Origin of the sequence: Cupriavidus sp. KB_39, from assembly GCF_052114485.1 — a bacterium.
In the GTDB taxonomy this organism is placed as follows: Bacteria; Pseudomonadota; Gammaproteobacteria; order Burkholderiales; family Burkholderiaceae; genus Cupriavidus.
In genome coordinates, this window is record NZ_JBFREV010000007.1 from 1 (window position 1) to 23,990 (window position 23,990).

Annotated in this window: 21 protein-coding genes; 8 read left to right on the plus strand and 13 right to left on the minus strand. The window is 67.0% G+C overall.

The window, feature by feature from the left end:
* Positions 1-130 precede the first annotated feature (130 nt).
* The 9 genes from AB4Z27_RS07410 to hisD all read right to left on the minus strand — a co-directional run bounded on the left by AB4Z27_RS07410 (position 131) and on the right by hisD (position 9,324).
* Positions 131-1,132 carry a Bug family tripartite tricarboxylate transporter substrate binding protein gene (locus AB4Z27_RS07410; RefSeq protein ID WP_092293002.1) on the minus strand — a complete coding sequence of 334 codons (1,002 nt, stop codon included), beginning with the start codon at positions 1,130-1,132 and terminating at the stop codon, positions 131-133.
* 43 nt (positions 1,133-1,175) lie between these two features.
* Positions 1,176-2,039, minus strand: a complete 864-nt coding sequence (locus tag AB4Z27_RS07415; RefSeq protein WP_092293004.1) for an isocitrate lyase/PEP mutase family protein — start codon at positions 2,037-2,039, stop codon at positions 1,176-1,178.
* A gap of 40 nt (positions 2,040-2,079) precedes the next feature.
* Positions 2,080-2,685 carry a 3-isopropylmalate dehydratase small subunit gene (gene leuD / locus AB4Z27_RS07420; RefSeq protein ID WP_441644162.1) on the minus strand — a complete coding sequence of 202 codons (606 nt, stop codon included), beginning with the start codon at positions 2,683-2,685 and terminating at the stop codon, positions 2,080-2,082.
* Positions 2,682-4,085: a 3-isopropylmalate dehydratase large subunit gene (gene leuC / locus AB4Z27_RS07425; protein ID WP_092293008.1), complete on the minus strand. Its 1,404-nt coding sequence runs from the start codon at positions 4,083-4,085 to the stop codon at positions 2,682-2,684. The genes leuD and leuC overlap by 4 nt, the downstream gene beginning before the upstream one ends.
* Positions 4,086-4,130: 45 nt before the next feature.
* Complete coding sequence (locus AB4Z27_RS07430) at positions 4,131-5,132, minus strand: Bug family tripartite tricarboxylate transporter substrate binding protein (protein WP_441644163.1); 1,002 nt, start codon at positions 5,130-5,132, stop codon at positions 4,131-4,133.
* Between the two features lie 87 nt (positions 5,133-5,219).
* Positions 5,220-6,194 carry a 3-hydroxyacyl-CoA dehydrogenase gene (locus AB4Z27_RS07435; RefSeq protein ID WP_092293011.1) on the minus strand — a complete coding sequence of 325 codons (975 nt, stop codon included), beginning with the start codon at positions 6,192-6,194 and terminating at the stop codon, positions 5,220-5,222.
* Between the two features lie 18 nt (positions 6,195-6,212).
* Entirely contained in the window at positions 6,213-7,232 is a 1,020-nt protein-coding gene (locus AB4Z27_RS07440) for a LacI family DNA-binding transcriptional regulator (protein WP_092293329.1), read from the minus strand.
* The gene (locus tag AB4Z27_RS07445) at positions 7,229-7,996 is read right to left on the minus strand and encodes an SDR family NAD(P)-dependent oxidoreductase (protein WP_255370750.1); all 768 of its coding nucleotides are present in this window, start codon (positions 7,994-7,996) and stop codon (positions 7,229-7,231) included. The genes AB4Z27_RS07440 and AB4Z27_RS07445 overlap by 4 nt, the downstream gene beginning before the upstream one ends.
* Before the next feature lie 5 nt (positions 7,997-8,001).
* On the minus strand, positions 8,002-9,324 hold the full coding sequence (hisD, locus tag AB4Z27_RS07450; protein WP_441591074.1) for a histidinol dehydrogenase: 1,323 nt from the start codon (positions 9,322-9,324) through the stop codon (positions 8,002-8,004).
* 163 nt (positions 9,325-9,487) lie between these two features.
* Here hisD and AB4Z27_RS07455 point away from each other — a divergent pair, with 163 nt between their 5' ends.
* The gene (locus AB4Z27_RS07455) at positions 9,488-10,165 is read left to right on the plus strand and encodes a DUF2968 domain-containing protein (RefSeq protein WP_092293017.1); all 678 of its coding nucleotides are present in this window, start codon (positions 9,488-9,490) and stop codon (positions 10,163-10,165) included.
* A gap of 97 nt (positions 10,166-10,262) precedes the next feature.
* Here the strand turns inward: AB4Z27_RS07455 and AB4Z27_RS07460 are convergent, their stop codons facing one another.
* The 3 genes from AB4Z27_RS07460 to AB4Z27_RS07470 all read right to left on the minus strand — a co-directional run bounded on the left by AB4Z27_RS07460 (position 10,263) and on the right by AB4Z27_RS07470 (position 14,947).
* On the minus strand, positions 10,263-12,251 hold the full coding sequence (locus tag AB4Z27_RS07460) for a gamma-glutamyltransferase family protein (protein ID WP_441591174.1): 1,989 nt from the start codon (positions 12,249-12,251) through the stop codon (positions 10,263-10,265).
* Positions 12,252-12,596: 345 nt separating this feature from the next.
* On the minus strand, positions 12,597-13,736 hold the full coding sequence (locus tag AB4Z27_RS07465) for an acyl-CoA dehydrogenase family protein (RefSeq protein WP_441644164.1): 1,140 nt from the start codon (positions 13,734-13,736) through the stop codon (positions 12,597-12,599).
* Between the two features lie 14 nt (positions 13,737-13,750).
* Complete coding sequence (locus AB4Z27_RS07470; protein ID WP_441644165.1) at positions 13,751-14,947, minus strand: acyl-CoA dehydrogenase family protein; 1,197 nt, start codon at positions 14,945-14,947, stop codon at positions 13,751-13,753.
* A gap of 199 nt (positions 14,948-15,146) precedes the next feature.
* Between AB4Z27_RS07470 and AB4Z27_RS07475 the strand changes: the two genes are divergently transcribed.
* The 5 genes from AB4Z27_RS07475 to AB4Z27_RS07495 all read left to right on the plus strand — a co-directional run bounded on the left by AB4Z27_RS07475 (position 15,147) and on the right by AB4Z27_RS07495 (position 20,722).
* Positions 15,147-16,409, plus strand: a complete 1,263-nt coding sequence (locus tag AB4Z27_RS07475; protein ID WP_441644166.1) for a CaiB/BaiF CoA transferase family protein — start codon at positions 15,147-15,149, stop codon at positions 16,407-16,409.
* A gap of 42 nt (positions 16,410-16,451) precedes the next feature.
* Entirely contained in the window at positions 16,452-17,645 is a 1,194-nt protein-coding gene (locus AB4Z27_RS07480; protein ID WP_441591070.1) for a thiolase family protein, read from the plus strand.
* 2 nt (positions 17,646-17,647) lie between these two features.
* The gene (locus AB4Z27_RS07485; protein WP_092293027.1) at positions 17,648-18,814 is read left to right on the plus strand and encodes an acyl-CoA dehydrogenase family protein; all 1,167 of its coding nucleotides are present in this window, start codon (positions 17,648-17,650) and stop codon (positions 18,812-18,814) included.
* Positions 18,815-18,926: 112 nt separating this feature from the next.
* The gene (locus tag AB4Z27_RS07490; protein ID WP_441644167.1) at positions 18,927-19,703 is read left to right on the plus strand and encodes a crotonase/enoyl-CoA hydratase family protein; all 777 of its coding nucleotides are present in this window, start codon (positions 18,927-18,929) and stop codon (positions 19,701-19,703) included.
* Positions 19,704-19,756: 53 nt separating this feature from the next.
* Positions 19,757-20,722: a Bug family tripartite tricarboxylate transporter substrate binding protein gene (locus AB4Z27_RS07495; RefSeq protein WP_092293032.1), complete on the plus strand. Its 966-nt coding sequence runs from the start codon at positions 19,757-19,759 to the stop codon at positions 20,720-20,722.
* Here AB4Z27_RS07495 and AB4Z27_RS07500 read toward each other — a convergent pair.
* Complete coding sequence (locus AB4Z27_RS07500; protein ID WP_092293034.1) at positions 20,694-21,638, minus strand: LysR family transcriptional regulator; 945 nt, start codon at positions 21,636-21,638, stop codon at positions 20,694-20,696. The two genes, AB4Z27_RS07495 and AB4Z27_RS07500, sit on opposite strands and share 29 nt — an antisense overlap.
* 146 nt (positions 21,639-21,784) lie before the next feature.
* Between AB4Z27_RS07500 and AB4Z27_RS07505 the strand changes: the two genes are divergently transcribed.
* The gene (locus AB4Z27_RS07505; RefSeq protein WP_369823380.1) at positions 21,785-22,942 is read left to right on the plus strand and encodes an acyl-CoA dehydrogenase family protein; all 1,158 of its coding nucleotides are present in this window, start codon (positions 21,785-21,787) and stop codon (positions 22,940-22,942) included.
* A 16-nt stretch (positions 22,943-22,958) separates the two neighbouring features.
* Positions 22,959-23,990: an acyl-CoA dehydrogenase family protein gene (locus tag AB4Z27_RS07510; RefSeq protein WP_441644168.1), complete on the plus strand. Its 1,032-nt coding sequence runs from the start codon at positions 22,959-22,961 to the stop codon at positions 23,988-23,990.

Here is a 23,990-nt window from a genome sequence, read left to right on the forward strand (position 1 = left end):
CCTCCCTCGCACCAATCATCATTTGTGGGTTATTCGCCACAATTTCCTGCCTCACGCGGGCTACCCAGCCAACGGGGGTCGTCCCCTGCGTCGCGGCACAACCGGCCCCTAACGAGACCGGTCCCCCCCCTCAATTCAACGGAAAGCGCTTCGCCAATGCGGTGAACCGTGCATCTTCCTTGCGCACCTGTGCGGCGAATTCTTCTGGCGTGTTGACCAGCGGTTCGGCGCCAACGGCCGTGATCGCTTTTTGCAGTTCGGCATGACCCATGGCTTCGCGCACGGCGGCGTAGATGCTCTGGGTGACGGCTGGCGGCGTGTCTTTCGGTGCGAACAGGCCGAACCAGGTGGTGTACTCGTACTGCGGCATGCCGGTCTCCACCACGGTGCGCACATCCGGCGCCTCGCTGAACCGATGGGTGCCCTGGTTGGCGACGATCTTCAGCGTGCCCGCCTTCTGGTGCGGGAGCGCCGACGCCACGCCGGTCACGGCGAAGTTCACGTTGTTGGCGATCATGTCGGTGATGATGGCYGCGGTTCCCTTGTAGTTGACCACGATCAGGTTGGGCAGCGCTTCCGCCTTCAATTGCTGGCCGAAGAGCTTGGCGACGTTTTCGCCCGTGCCCATGGAGCAGGGCGTGGCGGCTGTCTTGCAGTACTTGATCAGTTCGGGCAGGGAGGTTGCGGGGAATTTTCCGTTGGCAACGATTACGCCCGGCGATTGCGCGATGTTGGTGACGGGTACCAGGCTGGTCAGCGGATCGGTGCCCGTGAACGAGGGCGCGTGCTTGGTGAGGACGATGGCCGGCGTTTGGAGCAGCAGCGTGTAGCCGTCGGGCTTGGCCTCGGCGACCTTGCGCGTGCCGATCAGGCCGTCGGCGCCAGGCAGGTTGACCACCAGCACCGGCTGGCCCCATTGCTCGCCCAGCAGTTTGGCCGTCGCGCGCGCGGAGGCGTCGGTGCCGCCGCCCGGTACGTAGGGCACGACGATGGTGACGGGGCGATTGGGCTTCCACGCCGTCTGCGCCAGCGCGGGTGTGACAGCGCCCCAGGTGGCGGCTGCCAGGACGGCGCAGCGCAGCAGCGGGCCCTGATAGGCGTGGCGGCGGGGGTTGGTGTGGGTGATCGGCATGTTGGGTCTCCTCCTGTGATTTTTTCTAGTGTCGATTGGCGGGTCAGCGCGCCCAGCGCTTCTCGAAGTCCCAGACCTCTTCGAAGCCGATCAGCCTGCAGAACTCGTTGAAGTCCGCCATGGGAATCTCGGGCGACAGGCTGGTGCCCGCCTCCTTGAGGTGGCGCAGGGACTTCTCCATCGCGGCGGCGGCGACCAGGCTGGTCATGGCGGGGAAGATGGCGAGCGAGTAGCCGATCTCCTTGAGCACGCTGGCTGGCAGGATCGGCGTCTTCCCGCCGTCAGCCATGTTGGCCATCATGGGCAGGTCGAAGGCGTCGCAGGCGCGGCGCATTTCTTCCTCGGACTGGGGCGCCTCGAAGAACAGGATGTCGGCGCCGGCCTTCGCATAGGCCTCCATGCGGCGCATGGCATCGTCCACGCCCAGGCTGGCGCGGGCATCGGTACGGGCGATGATGAGGAAATTCTCCTTGTCCTGACGGGCTTCCGACGCGACCTTGATCTTTTCGACCATGTCCTCGATCGGCACGCAGCGCTTATAGGGCGTGTGGCCGCACTTCTTGGGAAATTCCTGATCCTCGATCTGGATGGCGGTGACGCCGGCTTCCTCGTAGCCGCGCACGGTGTGGTGCACGTTGAGCAGGCCGCCGTAGCCGGTATCCGCATCGGCGATCAGCGCCGCCTTTGAGGTGCGGGTGATGGTGCGCATGCGGTCCACCATCTGCGTATAGGTGGCAATGCCGGCATCGGGCAGCCCCAGGCTGGAGGCGGTGAGCCAGTAGCCGGAGCCGTAGATGATCTCGAAGCCGACCTTGTTGGTCATGACGGTGGCGATCATGTCCTGCACGCCGGGGATGACGATGAACTCGCCGGCGGCAAGTTTTTGTCGGAGGATGGGATTGGCCATGGCGGCTCCAGTAGGCTAGAAAAGGGAAGGGAAGTGCGGCTTAGTCCATCGAGGCCAGCCACGGCTGGTCGCGCTGCACGCGCGCCTCATAGGCGCGCAGCGCCGCGTCATGACGCAGGGTGCGGTCTACCTCGTCTTCGGCCGAGAGCAGTTGCTCCGCATGGCCGTCGGCGAGCGTGACGGGAATGACGTTGCCATCGGGAAGCCGCAGGCTGCGTTCGGCCACCAGCAGGTGCAGCGGCGCATCTCCTGCACCGGCGAGTGCTTGCAAGAGGCGCGCATGATCCGCTGGCGTCACGGTGGCGGCCACCACGCCGTTCTTCACGCAGTTGTTGCGGAAGATGTCGCCAAACGACAGCGCGACCACGGCCTGCACGCCGTAGTCCGACAAGGCCCAGACGGCATGTTCGCGCGATGAGCCGCAACCAAAGTTCTGCAATGCGACCAGCACCTGCGGCGGCGACGGTTGGGCCATGAACGCCACTTCCGGGCGGCCTTCGGCCAGCCAGTCGGCAAACAGGTGCGCTCCCATGCCAGTGCGCTGCACCAGGCGCAGGAAGCGTCCCGGGAAGATGGCATCGGTGTCGATGTCGTCGCGCTGCATGACCGCAGCGCGGCCTTGGACTTCTGCGATAACGGCTTTCATGCGAGGTACTCCCGGGGGTCGGTCAAGCGTCCTTGCAGGGCGGATGCCGCGACGGCGGCGGGGCTCATCAGGTGGGTACGGCCGCCTTGTCCCTGCCGGTTCTCGAAGTTCCGGTTGGAGGTGGAAGCGCAGCGCTCGCCCGGCGCGAGGCTGTCGCCATTCATGCCGATGCACATGGAGCAGCCCGATTCACGCCACTCGAAACCCGCGTCGACAAAGACTTTCGCCAGGCCCTCGGCCTCGGCCGCGCGCTTGACGCTGCCCGAACCCGGGACCACCAGCGCACGTACGCCCTTGGCCACGTGGCGACCGCGCACCACATCGGCAGCGGCGCGCAGATCTTCCAGTCGACCATTGGTACAGGAGCCAATAAAGGCCACGTCGATCGGCACCGAAGACAGCGCCTGGCCGATCTTGAGACCCATGTAGGCGAGGTTTTCTTCCAGACGGTTGCGCTCGGCTTCCTCGCCGAGCATGGCGCCGTCGCCGACGTTGCCGGAGAACGCAGCGCTGTCGGCTGGCGTGGTGCCCCAGGTGACGAGCGGGGAGACGGTGGCGGCATCGAACGCCACGCTGCGGTCGTAGTCGCCCGTCGCATCGGTGCGCAGCGCGCTCCATGCCTGCGCGGCCTGCTCGAAATGGTCGCGCGCGGCGCCTTGTACGCGGTCGCGCAGGTAGGCGAGGGTGGTCGCATCCGGTGCGATCAGGCCGAAGCGTGAGCCGGCCTCGATGGTCATGTTGCAAAGCGTGAGCCGCGCCTCCATCGACAGCGCATCGACCATCGGGCCGAAGTATTCGACGCCGTAGCCATTGCCGCCGCTGGTGCCGATGTGATGGATGATGGCCAGCGCCAGGTCCTTGGCGTAGACGCCCCTGGCCAGCGCGCCCGAGATGGCGATGCCCATCGTGCGCGGCTTGCGCATCCACAGGCTCTGGGTGCTCATGACATGGGCGACTTCCGAGGTGCCGATGCCCCAGGCCAGCGCGCCCAAGGCGCCCAGCGTGGCGCTGTGCGAGTCGCCACAGACCACGGTGCTGCCCGGCAGCACGTAGCCCAGTTCCGGCGCGATGACGTGGACGATGCCCTGCAAGGGGTGGTCCAGGTCGAACAGGCGCATGCCGGTGGCCTGCGCATTGCGCCGCAGGGTGGCGATCTGCTCGCGGCTTTCCGCGTTGGGGATGTGGGTCAGGCGGTCGGCCGTGGTCGGTACGTTGTGATCCTGCACGGCGATGTGGCGCGGCGACGAGCGCAGCGCATGACCCGCCTCGGCCATGCTGGCGAAGGCTTGCGGACTCGATACCTCCTGCACCAGGTGCCGGTCGATATAGATCAGGTCCTCGCCGGCATCGTTACGGGCCACCGCGTGGGCCGCCCAGATCTTGTCGAATAGAGTTGTCATGGTGTGGGTTCACTCAGCATGGGTCGGTGGTGCCACCGTCCAAAGTCAATCGAGCTTGATGTGGGCAGCCTTGACGATCGCCTTGTTCTTGTCGAGGTCACGCACGATCTCGCGGCCATAGGCATCAGGCGTGCCCGGCGTGGCGACGATGCCGAGCGACGCCAGGCGCTCACGCATCGCGGGGTCGTTCAACACTTTCTGTAGCGCGGCGCTGAGCTTGTCGATCACAGGCTTRGGCGTGCGGGCGGGGGCCATCAGACCCACCCACGAGCTGATCTCGAAGTCCTTCATGCCGGCTTCGATCAGCGTCGGCACGTTCGGCAGCGAGGGGGCGCGCTCGCGCGACGTCACGGCCACCGCATCGACCTGGCCGCTCTTGACGAAGGGCATGGCGCCCGTCACCGCCGCGAAGGTCACGGGCAGGTTGCCGCCGACCACATCGAGCAAGGCCTGGCCGCCACCCTTGTATGGCACGTGGGTCATCGGGATGCCGGTGCGCTGATGGAACATCTCGCCGGCCAGATGGGTGGTGCTGCCATTGCCCGCGCTMCCGTAGGACATGCCCCCAGCCACCGTCYTGGCGTAGTGCTGCAAGTCCGCCACGGTCTTGATGCCCAGCTTCGGATTGGCGGCGATCATCAGCACGGCGTCACCGATCTTGCCGATGGGCGTGAAGTCCTTGACCGTGTCGAAGGGCACCTTGGCATAGACATTGGGATTGATCACCAGCGTGCCGTCATAGCCGAGCAGCAGCGTGTAGCCATCGGGATCCGCCTTCGCCGCCATCTGCGTGCCGATATTGCCGCCAGCGCCGGGCTTGTTATCGACGATGATCTGCTGGCCAAGCTGCTGGCCGAGCTTCTCTGCCACGATGCGGGCGCTGGTGTCGGTCACGCCGGCATTGGCGAAGGGCACGATCAGGCGGATTGGCTTGTTGGGATAGTCGGCTTGCGCATGCGCGGCGGATATGCCGCAAGCGGTCAATGCCAGGGTGGCGCCGAGCAGGCGGCGGCGGGCTTGGGCGGACAGGCTGAGAGGCTGTTTCACGATGGTTGTCTCCGGTCTTTGTAGTGGGGAAGGCATCGACGTGCCTTTTCTATGACGATTGCAGCGGAACTTCGAAGTCGGTGTGGCTCAGGCTCGTGGGTCGCGGGCGCGACGGTTGGCGGCTATCGCCATCAGGTTTTCATCGCGCCAGGCCCGTCGGGATTCCAGGTCTGACTGCGGCAGGTGCTCGCGGCGTTGCGCCTCCACTTCCCGGATCAGCGCCGGGTCCCAAGGTGTCTCGTGGCCGCGTGAATTCGCGATGCGCTGGTACAGCGGACCCAGCCGCACCGCATAGTCGGCCACGCCGCCCGGCGCGTTCAGGTCGATGGTTTCGAATGGCCCCATGAACGACCAGCGCCAGCCCAGGCCGTCGCGTATGGTCTTGTCGATGTCCTCGCAACTGGCCACGCCTTCCTGCGCCAGCGCCCACGCTTCGCGCAGCAGCACAGCCTGCAGCCGGTTCARGACGAAGCCTTCCACTTCCTTGCGCACGTGGACCACGGTCTGGCCCACGGCGCGCATCAGGGCGTCGGCAAAGTCGACTGTGCTCGACGCCGTCTCCGGCGACGGCACCAGCTCAACGACCGGGACCAGATAAGGCGGATTGACCGGATGGGCGATCAGCACGCGCGGCGAGATGGACAGGCCCAGGGCAAACGCCGATCCGGGGATGCCGGACGTAGAGCTTCCGACGACCATATCGGGGGAGGCCAGCGCGTCGAGATCCACCATCAGCTGGCGTTTCACCTCCACGCGTTCGAGCACCGACTCCTGCACATAGGCAACGCCTTCCACCGCCTCGGCCAGCGTGGCAACCGGCGTGATGCGGGCCAGCACGGTGGCGGGGTCCTCATCGATCAACCCGTGCCGCTGCAAGCCGGCCAGTTGCCCTTCGATGAGCGGCACCGCCTGGCGCGTGATCTCCGGGTTGGCGTCGAACATCGTCACGTTCAGGCCAGCCCGGGCAAAGACGATGGCCCAGCCGGCGCCTACCAGCCCGGCGCCGACGATGGCTACCGGGCGGCCGGCGCAGAGCGCCTGAATCTTATGGTTGTCGGTCATGTTGTCTTGGGTCTCCTGCTATGTGGCGTCGCGCTTGCGTACGGTGCCGCGCTCGACCAGCACGCAGGGCACATCCACGCTGCTCGCCATGACCTGTCCGCCGATCTGCTCGAACAGCAGGGTCCGCGTGGCGTGCACCATCTGCTCCACGTTCTGCTGCACGGTCGTCAGGTCGAAGGACGGCCACGCGGCTTGCGGCACGTTGTCGAAGCCCACCACGGAAACATCGCGCGGCACTTGCATGCCCAGTTCGGCACGCAGGGTCTCCAGCGCCGCGATGGCCATGTGGTCATTGGCGGCGAACAGCGCGTCCGGGCGGTTGTCGGGGTCACGGAACAGCGCGAGCACCGCGCGCCGCGCTTCGGCGAAGTCGTAGTCGCCGACGCCCCGGGCATGCAGCGGCAGGCCGGCTGCAGCGAGGGCATCGCATAGCCCGGCCTCGCGGTCGCGGCTGGTCGATGCGTTCTCCGATCCGGCCAGCCAGGCAATGCGGCGGTGGCCGGTGCGCACCAGCAGTTCCCCGACTTGCCGGCCGCCCGCGCGGTTCTGCGAGGTGACCGAACTGGTCGAGTAGCCGCCCATGGGGCCAACCTGTGCCACCCGGTTGAACAGCACTACGGGAATGCCGGCGTTGATGCAGTCGTTGGCAAGTGCCGACGACAGCGTCGTGGAGGCCATCACGATGCCATCGACCTGATACTGGAGGATGTCCGCCAGGACGTTGTCGGCCTCTTCCGTCTCGCTGATAAACAGCAGCACGTGATAGCCATCCTGCTGCAGCGCCTGGCACAGGCGTTCGATGACCACGGGGTAGAACTGGTTCTCCAGATAGCTCATGACCAGGCCGATGATCCGGCTGCGGCGGGTGATCAGGCTGCGGGCGATGGCATTGGGCCGGTAGCCGAGCTTGCGGGCGGCGGTCTCGATACGCTCACGCGTTTCGGGCGCCACGCTGGCGCCGGGCGTGAAGGTGCGGCTGACGGCGGACTGCGAGACTTCCGCCAGGCGGGCCACGTCGTGGGCGGTGACTTTTTTCATGCCGCTGTCCATCCCCCGTCAAGCATCAGCGCGCTGCCCGTCATCAGGCTGGAAGCGTCGCTGGCGAGGAACACCACCGGACCCATCACCTCGTCGATCCGACCCAGCCGGCCCAGCGCGATCTTGTCGAGCACAAAGCGGCGAAACGACGGGTCCTCGAACATCGGCGCGGTGAGCGTCGTCTCGATAAAGGTAGGGCAGAGCGTATTGACGCGGATGCCCGCCGGTCCCAGCTCCCAGGCCAGGGCCTTGCTCATGCCCTCGATCGCATGCTTGCTGGCGCAGTAGAGCGCACGGCGCGGGCTGCCCACGTGCCCCATCTGCGAGGAGACGTTGATGAAAGAACCGGGCAGGCCCGCCGCCTGCAGGCTGCGCGCCACTTCGCGGGAGACATAGAAGGTCGCCTTTACGTTCAGCGCAAAGACCGCGTCGATGTCTTCGTCGGACGTTTCGGTCAGCAGTTTGGGCCGATTCATGCCCGCGTTGTTGACGAGRATCTGGAACGGSGGGCGGCTGCTGATCGCGCGCTCGACAGCCGAGGGGTCCGTGACGTCCAGCACCATGAAGTCGGCGCTGCCGCCTTGCGCACGAATGGCGGCGCAAGCGGCCTCCAGCTCGGCMCCGGACCGGGCGGCCAGGGTGACCTCGGCACCAGCCTGTGCCAGTGCCACGGCCGCCGCCAACCCCAGGCCGCGGCCTCCGCCGGTGACGAGGGCGCGCTTGCCATCGAGACGAAAGCCGCCGAATGCCGGCAATGGCGTCACGGCTGTCACCCCTGCAACGCCGGCACCGGCGCGTACCACGGCACTTCGGGACGTTCGCCGTAGCGGCGCACGCGGATATTGGCCTGCTCGCCATGGCCCGCGAAGTTCTCCATATGGCACAGGCGCGAGCAGTATTCGCCGATCTCGGCGCTGGCGGCATCCGTCGTCACGCGCTGGAACGTGCAGGTCTTCAGGAATTTGCCGACCCACAGGCCGCCGGTATAACGCGCCGCCTTGTTGGTGGGCAGCGTGTGATTGGTACCGATGACCTTGTCGCCAAAGGCGACATTGGTGCGCGGTCCCAGGAACAGCGCGCCGTAGTTGGTCATCTGGTTCAGGAACCAGTCGGGATCGCGGGTCATCACCTGCACGTGCTCCGAGGCGATCTCATCCGCCTTCTGTAGCATCTCTTCACGCGTATCGCAGACGATCACCTCGCCAAAGTCCGCCCAGGCCTTGCCGGCGATCTCCGCCGTCGGCAGGATCTTGAGCTGCCGCTCGATTTCGGCCATGGTGGCGTGCGCCAGCGCTTCGCTATCTGTCAGCAGAACCGCCGGCGAGGTCAGACCGTGCTCGGCCTGGCCCAGCAAGTCGACCGCACAGATTTCGCCGTCTACCGAGTCGTCGGCAATGACCAGCGTTTCAGTGGGACCGGCGAACAGGTCGATGCCGACACGGCCGAACAGCTGGCGCTTGGCTTCCGCCACGAACATATTGCCCGGACCGACCAGCATGTCCACGGGTGCGATGCTGGAGGTGCCGACGGCCATCGCCACCACCGCCTGCACGCCGCCCAGCACCAGGATCTCGTCCGCGCCCGCCATGTGCATGGCGGCGACGATCGCCGGGTGCGGCTCGCCGTGGAAGGGGGGCGCCGTCGCCACCACGCGCTTGACGCCGGCGACCTTGGCGGTCAGGACGCTCATGTGGGCCGAGGCCAGCAGCGGATACTTGCCACCCGGGATGTAGCAGCCGACCGCATTGACCGGAATATGGCGGTGGCCCAGGAACACGCCGGGGCGGGTTTCGACCTCGACGTCGAGCATGGAGTCACGCTGGATCTGTGCGAAGTTGCGAACCTGTGCCTGCGCGAAGCGGATGTCCTCCAGTTCGCGCGCCGAGAGGCTGTTCATCGCCTTCTCAATGGCGGCCTGCGGCAGACGGAAATCCTGGGGGTCCCAGTTATCGAACTTCTTGCTGTATTCGCGCACGGCCGCATCGCCGCGCGCTTCGATGTCGCGGATGATGCCTTCGACGGTATTGCGAACAGCGCTGTCGTCATTGGCACGCGCCTGGACGTCACGTCCACGCTTGAGGTAGCGAATCATGGGGAGTTCCGAGGTTGGTTGTGCATACGTATGCACAGTAACTTTCTTGCATTCGTATGCAAACTCAGTGTTTTCCCTAGCCGATTCTGCGTGACGGGTAAGTCTCAAGTATTCTCCGAACCTGCCGTTAGCCGTGGATCACCCGAGGCCTAACACCAATAATATGCTCGAAAAAACCTATTTCCCCCGACTGCTCGCCGGCCTCCTCGCGGCAAGCCTGGCATTGTGTGGCGCCGGTGCATGGGCCAGTACCGATCCGATGGCAGCCGAAGGGCCGGCTGTGGAGGCGGACCGGCCGTCCGATGCGTCGCGGACGCGCCTTGTGGCGGAGCTTCAGCAGCGGATCAAGGACAAATCAGTTCGCGAACTGCGCGCGAGCGCCAATGGCGAGTACGCCACGACCCTGATGCTGGCGGAAGATGAAGTGGTCTGCTACGTCGGGCTGCTCTACCAGAACAAGCTGTGGCGCGTGTCGCGTTTCAGCTCGCTGGCGAGCGCCGAATCGGCATACCGCAAGGCCACCGCGCAGAGCGCGGCGCTGGCCGATCAGGCGATCCGCCGGCAAGTGCTGGCGACGGAGCAGCGCCAGTACGAGCGGGCGATCCARAGTGCGGAAGCCCAGGCGGACGCGCTGGCCACTGAACTGCGCGCCGAGCAGGCGCAGCGTGAGCAGTTCGCCGAGGACCAGAAGACGTTCCGCGCCGACAACGACGCCCGAGAGGCCGACAACCGCAGCGCGCGCAGCCAGTTGGCGAAGCTGCGGCAGGAAATTCGCCGCCTGGAGGCGTCTCTGGCGGACTCTGGCCAGAAGCTGCCGGCGCCGGACAAGGTGCGGCGCTAACAGCATCGCCCGGCCCGGGACCACAAGTCCCAGGCCGGACCGGATGAATCCATGGAGGGGGAGGGGCGCGAGCCCGCTCCCCCTTTTGCCATCCCGCTCAAGGATTGAACGTATCCCCGAGGACCACCCCTTCACGGCGCGGATCCGTGCCGCCCATCCACACCGCCGCGCCGCCTGACTGGCTGCGCAGGACCGTGTTGACCCCGCTCGCCTGCGCGCCGATCGATACCGTATGGCCCAAGGCACGCAGGCCCGTGACCAGCGGATCGTTGCCGCCGTTGCTTGTGGCGTCGATGTTCGGATGCTCGCCCCCGACCGTGGTGCTTGGGTTGTTGCTGGCACCGAAGTCGACGAGGCCCGAGGACTGCTGGGCGTCGAGCCCCCAGTCGAGCACACCCACGAGCGTCTTCACGACGTATTGCGGGATCGTGCCGCCGCCCGGCGAGCCGGTGGCCATCAGGAAGTCGCCAATCGACCCATCTGCGGCCTGACGGAACACCATCGTMGGCGCCATCGAGCTGCGCGGCCGCTTGCCGGGCTGCACCCGGTTGGCCACCGGTATGCCGCCGCTGTCGGTCGGCTGGGCCGAAAAGTCGGTCAGCTGGTTGTTGAGCAGGAAGCCGTTGGTCATGTGGAACGACCCCATGCTCGATTCAACCGACGTGGTCGCGCTGACCACGCTGCCGTCCGCATCGACGATCGTGAACTGGTTCGTGCCGTGCTCGATCAGCGACGCCACGCCGAGGGGCACCGAACCGAGGTTCCCAGCCGTGGCCGTGCCCATGCTGACCGTCGGCGAGATCAGYGCCGCGCGGGAGGCCAGGTACGGCTTGTTCAGCATGGTGTTGGCGGAGCCGCCGGGCAGGGGGACGAAGTCGGTATCGGCCACGTACTTGTCRCGGTCGGCGTAGGCCAGCCGTTCGGCTTCGCTGACGAAGTGCACGCCGAGCACGGTGGGCTTGCCGCCTTCGCCGTCGATGGCGGTCGGCTTCAGCGCGGCGAGGTCGAAGTTCTCGAGAATCCCCATCGCCGACAGCACCGTGATCCCGCCCGACGTCGGCGGCGGCGCCCCGCAGATCCAGTACGCGCGATACGTGATGCAGACCGGGTCGCGCTGCTTGGCCTGATAGTTGGCCAGATCGGCCAGCGTGGTCTTGCCCGGCGTGATCGCCGAGCCGTCCGTGGCGGCCGTCGTGCCGATCTTGGCGATGATGTCGCTGGCGATCTGGCCCGTGTAGATCGCATTGGCCCCGTTGGCAGCCATCTGCGTCAGGGTGTTGGCGTAGGCCGGATTCTTCAGCACCGTGCCGAGCGCCTTGGGCGTGCTGTCGGCGTTGAAGAAGTAGGCCAAGGCTTCGGGGTCACGCTTGAGCGACGTGGCGTTGCTCTGGATGGCGGCGGCCAGCCGTCCGCCGATCGGAAACCCGTTGGTGGCCAGCGTGATGGCATCCCCGAACAGGTCCTTCCACGCGAGCTTGCCATGCTCCTTCTGCACGCGTTCGATCAGGCGCGGGATGCCGACGGTGCCGATCGAACGGCCGCTGGCGCGGGCGCTCGGCACGGGCGGGTTCGTGTTGGTGGCGTCGTCGATATAGCGCAGATAGTTCTCGGTGGCGGCGGCCGGCGCCGATTCCCGGCCATCGTAGGCCTGCACGGCGCGCGTGCGGGCGTCGTAGTAGAGCATGAAGCCGCCCGAGCCCATGCCGGTGGCTTCCGGCACGGTCAGCCCGAGCACGGACTGGACGGCCACTGCGGCGTCTGCTGCGCTGCCGCCTTTCTTGAGCACCGCGCAGCCGGCCGCGCTGGCATAGGCGTTCGACGACGACACCATATAGGTCTTCGCGTAGACGGGCTTGAGCCCCTTGCGGTAGCCGGACGCCGGCTCGGGCAGGGAAGGGTCGCCGGGCTGGTTCGATCCCACCACGACCGTGCTGCCGTCGCTGGCCAGTACCTGGCAACTGGTATCGGCCTGTGGGGTGGTTGGGGTGGTGGGGGGTGTGGCGGGCTTGTCGTCGCTGCCGCCGCATGAAGCGATCAGCAGGGTACTGGCAACGGCGGTGGCCAGCGCCAGCGGGGTTTTCTGGATGCGCAACACGATCTTTCCTCCGGAACTACGACGTGAAAGAACGAGCCCGAGGGCTCGGACTGCAGTGCTGCAAGCTGTTTGGGCGTTGGCATGTCGTCGCGCACGGGCGTGCCCTCGCCCCGCTGGCGCGTGTTGGGCTGCGGTGTGAAAAAACGCGATAAGCGACCCCGTCCCCCGACGGGGGAACCTGTCGAGGGATGCGGTATCTGGAGCCGGATTCGGGAGGGTGGAGCGCTAAGACGAGTCGGTGTCAGTCATGACGCGCTAGACACTTTTGATGGGGAAGTGTCTAGCGTAGTACACCACTATCGATATGCAAGTGCGTTACGCCACGTTTCGTGGCGWTCAGCCGCGCGTGCCTGCCATGGCCTCGCCGTAGCGTTCCATGTGGAAGTCCGTATCGCCGAACAACACGTCCACCATSGYGAGCTGCTTGAAGTAGTCGCCGACCTCCAGTTCGTCGGTCATGCCCATGCCGCCGTGGAGTTGAACGGCTTGCTGGCCGATGAAGCGCGCCGCCCGGGCCACCACCACCTTGGCACCGGCAAGCATGCGCCTGCGCGCGGCAGCGTCGGTCTCGTCGAGCGCCTGTACCGCAACGTAGGCCATCGACAGCGCGAGTTCCTTGTGCACCAGCATCTCGGCCATGCGGTGCTGCAGGGCCTGGAACGTGGCGAGCGGCGTGCCGAACTGCCGGCGCGTGCGAAGGTATTCGCCCGTCAGTTCGATCAGGCGCTCCATCGCACCTACTGCAGCGGCGCACTGTGCGGCGATACCGTGGTCGAGCCCATGTTCGAGCGCAGCCAAGCCGATTTCCGCCTGTCCGATCCGCGCGGCGGCTGGCACTGTCACGCCTTGCAGCCGCAGGTCGGCGCCGCGCAGGCCATCCATGGTCGGATAGCTGGTGACGTGCAGCCCTTCTGTGTCGCGCGGCACGAGGAACAGCGCGAGATCGCCCTCAGGCGCCGGGACCCGCGCGCTGACCAGATAGGTGTCCGCCGCATCGCCATGCCAGACCAGCGATTTGATGCCATCGAGCCGATAGCTATCACCGTCACGCACGGCCGTCGCCTGCGCGGCTTCCGGCCGATAGCGCKTGCCCGGTTCGAGATAGGCGAGGGCGAGCACGCGCTCGCCGCTGGCAAGCGCCGGCAGCCATGCCGCCTGTTGCGCCGCGCTGCCATAGTTGCCGAGCACGGCCGTGCCGACCACCGCGCTCGGGATCACAGGTTCCAGCACCAGCCCGCGCCCCAGTTCCCGGTGCACCACCAGCTGGCTGGCCGGGCCTTCGCCAAAGCCGCCGAAGTCGGTCGACACGGTGAGGCCCAGCACACCTATCTCCGCCAGTGCGGCCCAGATGCCGCGATCGAACGCGCCACCCTGGCGAGCAATCTCCCGGCGCCGCGCAAACGGATACTCGGTCTCGACGAAACGCCGCAGGCTGTCCGCCAGCATCTGCTGTTCTTCGCTGTATTGGAAGTCCATGCCTGTGTCTCCCTTCAGAATCCGATGATCATCTTGGCGATGATGTTCTTCTGCACTTCGTTGGCGCCGCCGTAGATCGATGTCTTGCGCGTATCGAAGTAGGTGGCCGCAGCCGGCGATGCCCAATCCGGCCCGCTGACCGGCTGGACGGTGCCCGCCTCGCGCCACTCCGGCGCGTACGGCCACGCGTTCGGGCCCGCCACCTCCAGTTGCAGCATGGCGATGTCCTGCTGCAGCTCGGAGCCGCGGATCTTCAGGATCGAGGCTTCCGGACCGGGCCCACGGCTACCTTCCTGCGTGGCCACGCGCAGCAGGAGCATTTCCATGGCCATCAGGTCCATCTCAAGCCGGGCGATCTTGTCGCGCATGCGCACATCGTCGATCATCCGCCGGCCCTTGCCGTCGGTAGCCTCGGTGGCGTAGTGCTTGAGCAGGCGCATCTCGCGATGGCAATGGCCGATGCCGGCGATGGAAGTGCGCTCATGGCCCAGCAGGTACTTGGCGTAGGTCCAGCCGCGGTTCTCCTCGCCCACCAGGTTCTCGACCGGCACCTCCACGTCTTCGAACCACGTTTCGTTGACGTCGTGGCCCCCGTCGAGGGTGGTAATGGGACGGATCGTCACGCCGGGGCTCTTCATGTCGATCAGCAGCATCGAGATGCCGTCCTGGAGCTTGGCCTCGCCATCGGTGCGGACGAGGCAGAAAATCCAGTCGGCATATTGCGCATACGACGTCCACGTCTTCTGGCCGCTCACGATGTAGCGGTCGCCCTGGCGCACGGCGCGCATCTTCAGCGAGGCGAGGTCGGACCCCGCGCCGGGCTCCGAGTAGCCCTGGCACCAGAAGTCTTCCATGGTGGGGATGCGCGGCAGGAARYGGGCCTTCTGCGCMGCGTTGCCGTACTTCTGCAACACCGGCCCGATCATGGCCAGGCCGGTCGGCAGCAGGCGCGGGGCGTCGCCGTGGAAGGTCTCAATCTCGAAGATCAGCCGCTGGATGGCGTTCCAGCCGGTGCCGCCGTACTCGACCGGCCAGTTCGGCGCCCCCCAGCCGTGCGCCTGGAGGATGCGATGCCACCGCACGAAGTCGTCCTTTTCCAGACGCTGGTGATTGCGGACTTTGTCGGCGATGTCGGCGGGCAACTGGCTCCGCACGAAAGCGCGGACTTCCTCGCGGAAATCCTGTTCGGCTCGGGTGAATCGCAAGTCCATGCACGGCTCCCTGCTGGCTGTTGGTCGGATCAGGGGAACGAGCATAGCGGTGGGGCCCCCTCCGCCACCCTCCCCAACATGGGTAGGGGCGGGGAACGGGGTGATCGATACGAAGCAGGTATCGGGCGACATGAAGACGGTATTTGTCGCGGCCGGGGTGCGTCCGTAGCATGCGCTCCATCGTTTCGAGGAGATTGCGATGGAGGTGGAAGGTACTGCACGCGCCACGGGCGCAGTTGGCAAGGACGGCAAGGAGAGTAACGGGCCGCTGGCCGGGATACGCATCCTGGACCTGACCACGGTGTTGATGGGACCGTACGCCACCCAGATCCTTGGCGATCTCGGCGCGGACATCATCAAGATCGAGCCGCCCGGCGGCGACACCGTGCGTGGCATCGGTCCTGCCCGCAATCCCGGCATGGCGGGCGTTTTTCTCCATGCCAACCGCAACAAGCGCAGCGTGGTGCTGGATCTCAAGCAGCCAGCCGGGCGTGATGCGCTGCTGCGCCTGGCCGCTGACGCCGATGTGCTGATCTATAACGTCCGCCCGCAGGCCATGCAGCGCCTGCGGCTCGGCTACGCGGACATCGCGGCGGTCAATCCGCGCATCGTCTACGTGGGTGTCTACGGCTACGGCCAGCGCGGTCCCTACGCGGCCAAGCCGGCCTATGACGACCTGATCCAGGGCGCCGTGGGCATCCCGGCGCTGAGCACGCTGGCCGGCTCCGAAGAGCCGCGCTACGCGCCGAACGCCATGGCGGACCGCATCGTCGGCATGAGCGCCGCCAACGCGGTGACGGCCGCGCTGCTCTACCGCACCCGCACCGGTGAAGGCCAGTCGATCGAAGTGCCGATGTTTGAGACCATGGCGCAGTTCGTATTGGGCGATCACATGTACGGCGCGACCTTCGATCCGCCAATCGGCCCCGCCGGCTACGCGCGCCTGCTGAACGACAACCGCAAGCCATACCGCACGCGTGACGGCTACCTGTGCGTGATGGTCTACAACGACAAGCAGTGGAAAACGTTCTTCGCGCTGATCGGCCAGCCCGACGTCATGACGAACGAYCCRCGCTTCCACTCGATCGGCGAGCGCACGAAGCACATCCACGAGTTGTACCGGATGCTGGCCGAGGTGATGGCCACGCGCACGTCGGCGGAATGGACGGCGGTGCTCGAAGCGGCCGACATCCCAGTCATGCCCATGCACACGCTCGACTCGCTGATGAACGACCCGCACCTGCAGGCGGTGGGGTTCTTCGAGATGGTCGAGCATCCGAGCGAAGGCCGCATGCGCTCGATGACGGTGCCGTCACGGTGGTCGAAGTCCCAGCCGCATATCGCCCGGCAAGCCCCCCGGCTTGGCCAGCACAGCGCCGAGGTGCTGGCGGAAGCCGGCTACAGCCCGGCGGAGATCGAGGCCATGGCGGCGTCGGCCGCGACCCTCGTCGCGGACGCCTGATCGGGCATCCACCCCCAAGACATCGTTCCAGGAGATGCAGTGATGCACGAGCGAGATTCATCCATTGTCATCGTGGGCGCGCAGCGCACGCCCATCGGCGCGTTCCAGGGCGCTTTATCGACGTTCTCGGCGCCCGAGCTTGGCGCTGCCGCCATTGCCTCCGCCGTGGCGCAGGCAGGGGTGTCGGCCGATAGCGTCGACGAAGCCATCATGGGCTGTTGCCTGTTCGCCGGCCTTGGCCAGGCCCCGGCCCGGCAGGCCGTGCTTGGTGCGGGATTGCCGCCATCGGTGCCGGCGACGACGATCAGCAAGATGTGCGGGTCCGGCATGAAGGCAGCCATGCTGGCGCATGACCTGCTGCGCGCCGGCAGTTGCACGGTGGCGGTGGCGGGCGGCATGGAGTCGATGACCAACGCGCCGCACCTCGTGCCGCGCGGCCGGCAGGGCTACCGCCTCGGCCACGGGCAGTTCCTGGACCATATGTATCGCGATGGTCTTGAGGATGCGTATGAAGGCCATCTGATGGGCTATTACGCCGACCTGACCGCCGAACAGGCTGGCATCTCGCGCGCGGCGCAGGATGCGTTCGCCGCCGAAAGCGTGGCGCGTGCGCAGGCTGCGGTGCGCGAAGGCCGCTTTGTGGCGGAGATCGTCGAGCTGTCGCCGAAGTCGGGGAAGAGCCGCAATCGCGAGCCGCTGCGCGATGACGAGACCCCGGCGCGCTGCGACATCGACAAGATCCCACGTCTGTCGCCCGCCTTCCGCACCGAGGGCACGGTGACGCCAGGCAACGCGTCGTCGATTTCAGACGGCGCCGCCGCGCTGGTCATGATGCGCGAGGCGGATGCGCGGGCAAAGGGCATCGCGCCGCTGGCCCGGATCACCGCGCTCGCCACGCATGCACTGCCGCCGGGGCAGTTCTCGCTCGCACCGGTGGGCGCCATCCGCCGCGTGCTGGACAAGGCCGGCTGGCAGGCTGGTGACGTCGACCTGTTCGAAATCAATGAGGCCTTTGCGGTGGTGACGCTGCTCGCCATGCGCGAACTGAACCTGCCGCATGCGCGCGTCAACGTGAACGGCGGCGCCTGCGCGCTGGGCCATCCGGTCGGCGCGACGGGCGCCCGGCTGCTTGTGACGCTGGTCCATGCGCTGCGCGAACGGGGGCTGCGCCGTGGCGTGGCGAGTCTGTGCCTGGGTGGCGGAGAAGCCACGGCCATGGCGGTGGAGGTGGCATGAGCATGACCTTCGATCATTCCCCCGAACATCGCGAGATTCGCGAGGCCATCCTGAAGGTCTGCGAGCGCTTTGACGCCGAGTATTGGCTGGAGAAGGACAAGGTCGGCGGCTTTCCGACCGATTTCCATCAGGCGCTCGCCAGGGACGGTTGGCTGGGCATCTGCATCCCGCAAGCCTACGGCGGTTCGGGCCTCGGCATCACCGAGGCCGCCATCATGATGCAGGCCATCGCCGAATCCGGTGCCGGCATGAGCGGGGCTTCGGCCGTGCACATGAACATCTTCGGCCTGAACCCGGTGGTGGTCTTCGGCAGCGAGGCGCAGAAGCAACGCATGCTGCCGCCCCTGATTCAGGGCAGCGAGCGGGCCTGCTTCGCCGTGACCGAGCCCAACACCGGCCTCAACACTACGCAACTGAAGACGCGCGCGGACCGGCACGGCGATCACTACGTGCTGAACGGCGCCAAGACCTTCATCTCCACCGCCAGTTGCGTGGAGAAGATGCTGATCCTGGCGCGCACCACGCCGCTGGAGGCCATCAAGAGCAAGACGGAAGGCCTGAGCCTGTTCTACACGACCATCGACCGGAACCACGTGGAGACCCGCGAGATCGACAAGATGGGCCGCAAGGCTGTCGACACCAACCARGTCTTTATCGACGGCCTCAAGGTGCCCGTGGAGGACCGCATCGGCGAAGAGGGCAAGGGGTTCCAGTACATCCTGCATGGCATGAACGCCGAACGGATCCTGGTGGCGGCGGAAGCGGTTGGGCTCGGGCGCGTGGCGCTGGCGCGGGCCACGCAGTACGCCAAGGAACGTATCGTGTTCGACCGCCAGATCGGCAAGAACCAGGGCATCCAGCATCCACTGGCCGAATGCTGGATGGAGCTGGAAGCCGCCAACCTGATGGTGCTCAACGCGGCTGCGAAGTTCGATCGCGGCGAGCCCTGCGGCGCGGAGGCCAATGCGGCCAAGTACCTCGCGGCCGAGGCCTGCTACAAGTCCTGCCAGACGGCGGTGATGACGCACGGCGGCTATGGCTATGCCAAGGAGTATCACGTGGAGCGCTATCTGCGCGAAGCGCTGATTCCCCGCATCGCACCGATCAGCCCGCAGCTGATCCTGTGCTTCGTGGCCGAGAAGGTGCTTGGCCTGCCGAAGTCCTACTGAGGAGGCAACAGATGGATATGAAGCGTCGCCGCGCGGTCGGCCGGCGTGGAGAAGGAATAGCCGGCGGCTGCAGGGCTGCCTTTCGTCCCCTTACCGAAATCAGAATCCAAGCATGAGCGACTTCCTCAAGATCGAAACCATCGGACACGTGGCCGTTGCCACGATGAACCGCCCGCAGACCCGCAACGCCTTGTCGGATGACGATGCGATAGAGAGCATCGTCGACCTGTGCCAGGCGATCAACGACGACCTCTCGGTGCGTGTGCTGGTGCTGACCGGGGCGGGCCCGGCGTTCTCGTCAGGCGGTAACTTGAAGACGCTGCGCGATACCGTCGGCACCGGGCTGGGCGTGCCGGCGAATAGCCGTTACGCGTACCGGAACGGCATCCAGCGGCTGCCGCTGGCATTGCAGGCGCTTGAGGTGCCGACGATCGCCGCCGTGAACGGCCCCGCGTACGGTGCCGGCAATGACCTCGCGTGCATGTGCGATATCCGGATTGCCTCGGACAAGGCCGTGTTCGCGGAGAGCTTCGYCAAGTTGGGATTGCTRCCCGGCGATGGCGGGGCGTGGCTGCTGCCGCGTGCCGTGGGCATGTCGCGCGCCTGCGAGATGTCGTTCACGGGCGAGGCGATCGATGCGCAGCAGGCGCTGGCGTGGGGGCTGGTCTCGCGCGTGGTGCCTGCGGACGAGTTGATGCCGGCCGCCATGTCGCTGGCGGGGCGAATCGCCGCCAACCCGGGGCACGCGCTGCGCATGACCAAGCGGCTGCTGCGCGAAGGCCAGCAAACCAGCCTYGCCACGCTGCTCGAAATGTCCGCCGGCTTCCAGGCGCTGGCGCACCATACCGAGGAGCACGAGGCCGCGCTCGACGGTTTCCTGAAGCGCTAGCGTCACACCAGCCGGCCGTCGCCGGTCGGCACATAACCATAATGGAGACAACAATGCATCGACAAATCGCGGGCCTGTGCATGGCCGCCATGCTTTGCGCGACCAGCGGCGCCGCCGCCGCCGCGGACTACCCAGACCGGCCGGTCAAGATCGTGGTATCGCTGCCGCCCGGCAGCGGCGCCGACACCACCGCGCGTTTTATCGGCAAGCACCTGACCGAGAAGTTCGGCCAGCCCTTCGTGGTCGAGAACAAGCCGGGCGCCAACAGTTTCATTGCCGCGCGCCAGGTAGCCGAGTCGGCACCGGACGGCTACACGATGTTCGTCGCCAGCAACTCGCCGATGGTGACCAACGCGGCAGTCTTCCGCCAGCTGCCTTATGACCCGATCAAGGACTTCGTGCCCGTGGCGCGCATCGCGCGGTTCCCGATGGTGCTGGCGGTGCCCGCCAGCTCGCCGTACACGACGCTCGACGGACTGGTCACGGCCGCGCGCAACGCGCCGGGCAAGCTGAACTACGCAGCCGGCACGCCGACCTATCAGGTGGCGCTGGAACTGTTCCACGAAACGCGTGGTATCCGCGCCATGCCCGTGCCGTACAAGGGGACGTCGCTCGCCATGAGCGACCTCGCCGGCGGGAGCGTGGATTACACGATGGCGGAGGTGAGCGCCGTGATGCCGCTGGTGCGAGCCGGCAAGGTGCGCGCGCTGGCGGTAGGCAGCCCGGAACGGCTCAAGGAGCTGCCCGGCGTGCCCACCATCGCCGAGACCGGCAGCAAGGGCTACGAGGCGTTCGCCTGGACCGGCGTGTTCCTGCCGGCCAAGACGCCGCAGGCCGTGGTCGACCGGATTGCCAAGGCGGTGGGTGATCTCCTTGCGACGCAGGAAAGCGCGCGTTTCATCGAGACGATGGGCGGCACGGTGTTCCCGGCCACTCCACAGCAGTTCCGCGATTTCCAGGTCAGCGAGATCGAGCGGACACGGCGCATCGTCAAGACGGCGAATATCCACCAGGAGTAGTGCCGCCAGCCTCGCCCGCCAAGCCCGCTGCAGCGATGCTGCGGGCGACGGCGACGAAATTGCTCGCCGTGGCGGTCATCGCATCCGGCAGCGTGGCGAGTGCAACGCCCATGGCCTGTTGCATGGGCCAGTCCCGCARCCGCAGCAGCCGCACGCCGGTGCCGGCGTACTTGACCGCGTTGTTCGGCACCAGCGCCACGCCCAGCCCGCTATCCACCAGACTCAGGATCGATTGCACCTGCACCGCTTCCTGCGCGATGCGCGGCTTGATGCCGGCGCCGTGCAGCGCGCAGGTGATCAGCATGTGCATCGACGGCACCCGCGTGCGCGAGTACATGATGAAGGGCACATCCCCCAGTTCGGATAGGGCGATGTCCGCCTGTGCGGCCAGCGGCGAGTCCGTGCTGACGGCCAGCATGAAGTGGTCGCGCTGCAGCAGGGTCAGTTCGGCATTGGTGGGTTCGAGCACCGGGTAGCGCACCAGCGCCACGTCGAGCGAGTGGTCCTCGAGCCGGCTCAGCAGTTCCACGGTCGTCGATTCCTCGATGGCGAGGTCCACGCCCGGGTACTGTCGCCGATACGTACGCAGCAGTTCCGGCATCACTGAGTACGTGGCCGATCCGATGAACCCCAGCCGCAGCATGCCTTGCTCGCCCGCTTCGCCCTCGCGCGCGGCACGGCGCACTTCCTCCGAATAGAACAGCGTGCGGCGCGCGTTGCGCAGCACCACCTCGCCCGCCGGCGTCAGGCGCAGGCCCGACGGCAATCGATCGAACAGCGTCACGCCCAGCTCTTCCTCGAGCTTGCGGATCGACGTGGAAAGCGGCGGCTGCGCCATGTGCAGTTTTTCGGCGGCACGGTGAAAGTTCAGCGTTTCCGCAAGAATGAGGACTTGCCTGAGTTGACGAAGCTCCATGGGCGCGAAGAAGGGCGGTTGGCAATACGGCTGGCGTATCGGGCGGTCTCTATCCGGTATTGGACGCGGCCGGGCGGGGGCCATAGATTATGCCATCCCGGCACCGCAACAGGCGGCCTGCCGGCCATGCAARAACCGGAGCCATCTTGACGACTTTGCTTCCCACACCCGGCCTGATTGCGATCCCGCCCGAGGACGAGGCCCTGCGTGCACCGGTGCGCGCCTTCCTGCGCTCGGCGATGCGCGACGTCGCACCCGAGGTCCGCTCCCGCTCATGGCTTGGCTTCGATGCCAGCTTCAGCCAGGCGCTCGCCGCACAGGGCTGGATCGGCCTGACCCTGCCACGGGAATACGGCGGCGGTGGCCGCAGCGGCTTCGCGCGCTTCGTGCTACTCGAGGAATTGCTCGCTGCCGGCGCGCCGGTCTCCGCCCACTGGATCGCCGACCGGCAGACCGCGCCACTGATCCTGCGCTACGGCACGCCGGCGCAGCGTGACTTCTACGTGCCGCGCATCATTCGCGGCGAAGCGTTCTTCTGCATCGGCATGAGTGAGCCCGATACGGGCTCCGATCTCGCCAGCGTGCGCACCCGGGCCACGCGCAACGACGCGGGCTGGCTGCTCAACGGCCGCAAGATCTGGACGACCAACGCGCATCGCTCGCAGTACATGGTGGCACTGGTTCGCACGTCGGGCGTGACCGAGGATCGCCACCAGGGCTTGTCGCAGGTCGTCATCGACCTCTCGCTGCCCGGCATCACGATCCGCCCCATCCGCGACGTGGCCGGCGACGCCCACTTCTGCGAAGTGCTGTTCGAGGACGTGCAACTGCCCGCCGACGCACTGATTGGCGAGGAGGGCTCGGGCTGGAAGCAGGTGACGGCGGAGCTGGCTTTCGAGCGCAGCGGCCCCGAGCGCATCTATTCGAGCCTGGTGCTGGCGGAAACATGGCTGGCGGAGGTTCGCGCGGCGGGCGAGGTGTCGCTGGCATCCACCGAACTCGCGGGCCGGATCGTCGGCAATCTGGCGGTGCTGCGTGCGATGTCGCTGGCCGTGGCCGACAAGCTGAACCGGGGCGAGAACCCCGAGCAGGAGGCCGCGCTGGTCAAGGACCTCGGCACCGAATTTGAACAGGCGATGCCCGACTGGATCCAGACGGCGCTCGAGCGCGACGCGCAGGTGCCATCGCCCGCGCTCGCACGCACGCTGGCCTACGTGATGCAGCTCGCCCCAAGCTACTCGCTGCGCGGCGGCACGCGCCAGATCCTGCGCGGCATCATCGCCCGCAGCCTCGGATTACGCTGATACTGGAGATGGTTTGATGACCGATTCCCTGCTGGAAGGATTCGAGCGGCCCCTGCTCGATCTCTGCGACGACGAACAACTGCGCCGGACCGAAGCCGGCGAGGGCGCCGCCGACCTCTGGGCGCGCATCGACGCGCTCGGCTACACCGACGCGCTCTTGCCCGAGGCGAGTGGCGGCGCCGGGCTGTCGCTGTCCGACTTGTTCCCGCTGGCGCTGGCCGCGGCGCGTGCCGGACTGCCGCTGCCGTTTGCCGAAACCGCCGTGGCGCGAGCCATCCTGGCCTCGGCCGGCATCACGGCGGGCCCGGGTGCCATCGCCATCGCACCGCTCGCGCTGGAGGTCGGCGGACAGATCGTCTGCCSGGACGTGCCCGGCGCGGCGCTGGCCGACCATGTATTGCTGAGTCGAAACGACGCCTGGTGGCTGATGCCGACGGAAGGCGCGCAACGCGAGCCCGGWGCCTTCCGGCCGCGCGTGTCGGCYACGGTCCGCTGGCACAGCTCGGCGCAGGCGGTGGCGCGTATTCCCGCCGCCGGGGCCGATGCCGAGACGCTCTGCAACGCGCTACATGCCGTGGGCATGGCSGGCGCCATGCAGCGCATCCAGGCGCTCKGCGTGACCTACGCGACCGACCGCCGCCAGTTCGGGCGCGCCATTGGCCAGTTCCAGGCGGTGCAACAGGAGTTGAGCRTGCTGGCCGAGCAGGTGGCGGCAGSGGTGCTGGCGGCCCGGCTCGGCTGYGCGGCCAGCGCGGGATATCTGCCCGATCCGCTGCTCGCGGCGACGGCCAAGCTGCGAACCTCGGCGGCCGCCACGCGCGTCGCCGCCATCGCCCACGCGGTGCATGGTGCCATCGGCATCACCGAGGAACACGTKCTGGGGCTGTTCACGCGCCGACTGCACGAATGGCGCACCACGGCGGGCACGGAGTCGCGCTGCGCTGCGCGGCTGGGCGGCGCGCTGCTGGCCGAGCCGGCTTCGACGCTGTTCGACTTTGCCCGCACGCGTCTGGTCGCCGAGCGGCCGGCAGTGGCCATGGAGGGCTGA